3 protein-coding genes are annotated in these 4,089 nt (G+C 70.0%); all 3 read right to left on the reverse strand.

Features of this window, described 5'->3' with window-relative positions:
- Positions 1 to 9: 9 nt before the first annotated feature.
- Positions 10 to 2,445, reverse strand: coding sequence for a glycogen/starch/alpha-glucan phosphorylase (locus NQ160_RS19830; RefSeq protein ID WP_257516830.1), 2,436 nt, complete (start codon positions 2,443 to 2,445; stop codon positions 10 to 12).
- Between the two features lie 161 nt (positions 2,446 to 2,606).
- Positions 2,607 to 3,293: an NAD(P)H-hydrate epimerase gene (locus tag NQ160_RS19835; protein ID WP_257516828.1), complete on the reverse strand. Its 687-nt coding sequence runs from the start codon at positions 3,291 to 3,293 to the stop codon at positions 2,607 to 2,609.
- Positions 3,290 to 4,089, reverse strand: an 800-nt coding sequence (locus NQ160_RS19840; protein WP_257516829.1) for a YihY/virulence factor BrkB family protein, incomplete at its 5' end; no start/stop codon positions are given. The genes NQ160_RS19835 and NQ160_RS19840, both read right to left, overlap by 4 nt.

Genomic DNA, 4,089 nt, shown 5'->3' on the forward strand with positions numbered 1-4,089 from the left:
GCCCCGCCCTCAGTCGACCGCGGGGACGTGCCAGATGCGGTCGATGTACTCGCGCATCGACCGGTCCGAGGAGAAGAACCCCGTGCGGGCGACGTTGAGGATCGCCGACCGGGTCCACGCGTCGCGGTCGCCGTACGCGGCATCCACCCGCGCCTGCGCGTCGATGTACGACCGATAGTCGGCCAGCACCATGAAGCGGTCGTCGTAGAGCAGGTTCGACACGATCGGCTCGAACACCGACGGGTCACCGCCCGAGAACGCGCCGGATGCGATGAGATCGATCGCACGGCGCAGGTCGTCGTCGCTCTGGTAGTACTCGCTCGGCCGGTAGCCGGCGACAGCGAGCGCCTCGACCTCGGGCTCGCTCATGCCGAAGAGGAAGAAGTTCTCATCGCCGACGAGCTCGCGGATCTCGATGTTCGCGCCGTCGTCGGTGCCGATCGTGAGCGCTCCGTTGAGGGCGAACTTCATGTTGCCGGTGCCCGAGGCCTCCTTGCCGGCGAGCGAGATCTGCTCGGAGAGGTCGGCGGCGGGGATCACGCGCTCGGCGAGGGTGACGTTGTAGTTCGGCGGGAAGAGCACCTGCAGTCGCCCCTCCAGACGCGAATCCGTGTTCACGACCGATCCGACGGCGTTGATGAGGTGGATGATGCGCTTGGCCATCGCGTAGCCCGGCGCCGCCTTGGCACCGAAGATCACCGTGCGCGGCTGCAGGGCGGACACGTCCAGGCGGCCGGAGAGGACGCCCTCGTAGAGCGTCACGACGTGCAGGAGCTTGAGCGTCTGCCGCTTGTACTCGTGCAGACGCTTGACCATGACATCGAGCATGTGGCCGTCGCTGATCTCGAACCCATCGCGGGCGCGCAGCACCTCGTGCAACCGGCGCTTGTTCGCCGCCTTGACGTCGGCGAAGGCGGCACGGAATTCGGCATCCTCGGCGAACGGCTCGAGTTCGCGCAGGCGATCGAGGTCGGTGACCCACCCGTCGCCGATGGCCGCGGTGATGAGGGAGGACAGTTCTGGGTTGGCCAGCCTCAGGAAGCGGCGGGGCGTCACGCCGTTGGTGACGTTGGTGAACTTGCCGGGGAAGAACTCATTGAAGTCGTGCAGCACCGTGTCGCGCAGCAGCTGCGAGTGCAGCTCGGCCACGCCGTTGACCTTCGAGGCGGCGACGGTCGCCAGATATGCCATCCGCACCGAGCGCTGGGGGAACTCCGCGATGATCGACATGTCGCGCACGCGCATCTCGTCGTCCGGGTACGCCTCGCGCACCGCGGCGAGGAAGTCGGCGTTGATGTGGAAGATGATCTCCAGATGGCGCGGCAGCAGCCGCCCCAGCAGGTCCACCGGCCAGGTCTCGAGAGCCTCGGGCAAGAGCGTGTGACAGGTGTAGCCGAAGCACTGCTGCGTGATCTCCCACGCGGCGTCCCAGTCCATGCCCCGCTCGTCGACGAGTACCCGCATGAGCTCGGGCACGGCGATGACGGGGTGTGTGTCGTTGAGCTGGAAGGCGACCCGGTCGGGGAGGGTCCGAAGGTCGGCGTCGCCGAGGTCGTCGAGGATGTCGGCGATGGATGCCGCGACGAAGAAGTACTGCTGTTGCAGCCGCAGCTGCTTGCCCTGGGGCGTGGAGTCCTCGGGGTAGAGGACCTTGGAGATGTTCTCGGCGTAGGTCTGCGCGCGCACGGCCTCTTCGTAGTCGCCGGCGTTGAAGATGCGCAGGTCGAAGGCATCGGTCGCCACGGCGGACCACAGCCGCAGGGTGTTGACGCGCCCGTTGTGGTAGCCCGGCACCATGTAGTTGTACGGCACGGCCCGGACGCTCCAGTCCGGGATCCAGCGGGAGCGGGTGACGCCGCCGTCGTCATAGGTCTCGGTGCGACCGCCGAACGAGACCGTCTGGGCCGCTTCGGGGTGGGGGAACTCCCACGGCGAGCCGAGCGCGAGCCAGGCGTCGGGCTGCTCGACCTGCTGGCCGTCGACGAACGTCTGGCGGAAGATGCCGTATTCGTAGCGGATGCCGTAGCCGACGTTGGGCACGCCCATCGTGGCGAGCGAGTCGATGAAGCACGCCGCAAGCCGCCCCAGGCCGCCGTTGCCGAGCCCCGGCTCGACCTCGATCGCGCGGAGCTCGTCGATGTCGATTCCGCACGCGGCCAGCGCCTCGGTCGCGACGTCGGTCAGGTCTGCGGCGAGCAGGTTGTTGTCGAGCTGGCGCCCCAGCAGGTACTCGGCTGAGAGGTAGCAGACGGTCTTCGCGTGCGACTCGCGCTGAGCCCGCCGGTCTTCCAGCCACCGGGCGACGAGATAGTCCCGCACGGTGGTGGCAAGGGCGACGTAGCGGTCGTTGGCGGTGGATGCCGACAGCGTCACCCCTCGCTCGAGGTTGAGGTTCTGCAGGAACTCCTGCACGAATCCGTCCACCGTCGGCGCGGGCGGAGCCACCGGCGCGATGGCCAGCGGGTGCGTCGCGCGGTGCGCAGAGGGGGAGGTGCTGTTTGTCTCGAACTGTTGGGCCACGACTACGACGCTACCCACCCTGGCGGGGGTGCGTGAACCACTCCCCCCTTTCCGCCGGTGGTTGCGACGCTCGGCAGCCCGACCGTTCAGGCGATGTCGGCGAAGCGCTCGACGTCGCCGGCCGCCACGGCGTGCTCCTCTGGCAGGTTCAGACCCAGGTCGACGAGCACGACGCGACCGGCAAGGTCGGCGCCGGCACCCCGGATCAGCCCGGCCTTGACCGCGCCGAAGGTCACGGTGACCGCCGCCGGCAGCACCACATCGTCGCCGACGGTGCCGTCGTCGGGCTGCACGCCACTGGGGATGTCGACCGCCACGACGCGGGAGCGGCCCGAGCGCACCGCGGGCAGCAGCTGCGTGACGGCCTCGCGCGCGCCGCCACGCAGCGAAGGGTCCGCCGAGGCGCCGATGCCGACGATGCCGTCCACGACGAGGTCGTAGGCGGGGTCGGCGGCACCCGCCTGCTGCAGGGTGACCGGGCGGGCGCCTGCGGCCAGGGCGGTGCCGAGGCCCCGGTCGTGGGCGGCATCCGCCGTCTGCAGCACGACGACGCCGACGCCCTCCCCAGCAAGCGCCGCGGCGGCCAGCAGCGCGTCGCCGCCGTTGTCACCACGGCCGGCGAGCACGAGCACCCTGCCGCCGGGAGTCAGCTCGCGGCGGAGCACCGTCGCCAGGGCCGCCGCGGCGCGGTCCATCAGAGGCTCCCCCGCCGCCAGCAACGGCGCCTCAGCCGCCCGCACCTGGGCGGCGGTGTAGGCGGGCGTCAGGCTCATGCGTCCGCCTTCTGGCGGGCGTCTTCGGCTTCCTTCTCCGCCGCCTTCTTGCGCTCTTCGGCTTCGGCATCGCGTGCGGCCGTCAGCTCACCGGAGGCGACCATGACGGCGTTCTCGGCGCGGCGGACGCGACGCTGCGTGAAGGTCTTCGCCCCGTATCGGGCGCGGACGCGGTCGCTCTCCTCCTCCACGCCGGTGACGATATAGGCGCTCGCGATCAGCATCACCTGGGCCGACAGGTTGAACCAGAGCAGCAGCGCGATGAGCGAGGCGAACGTCGCCAGCAGGGGGTTGGCCGAGGCGCCGCCGACGAACAGCCCGGACAGCACCTGCAGCACGGTCAGCCCGAAGCCGCCCAGCAGGGCGCCGCTCCACAGGGCCCTGGCGGAGGGGCGCAGCCCAGACAGCACCCGGAACGAGACGGCGACGATGACGGTGTCGAGAACGAAGACCACGACGATCGTGAGCACCCGCCCGCCGATCTCGAGCAGCGTCGACGACGAGGAGACGCCGAGCCAGTCGGCGACGATCGCCAGTCCGGCAGTGCCGAGGAAGGTGATCGCAGCGGACGCCGCGAGCCCCAGCCCGATGCCGATCGCCAGGGCGAGGTTGCGCAGCAGCACCCACACGATCATGAGGTCTTCGGTGACCCGGTCAGCGATCATCCGCATGGCGGCGCGGAGCGTGCCGACCGCGCCGATGGCGGCGCCGATGAGACCGATGAGGGAGATCACGCCGGCGACGGTGAAGCCGGTGTTGACCGAGACCGATCGCGGATCCTCGATGATCCCCCCCT

The sequence above is a fragment of the Microbacterium sp. zg.Y909 genome (genome assembly GCF_024626565.1).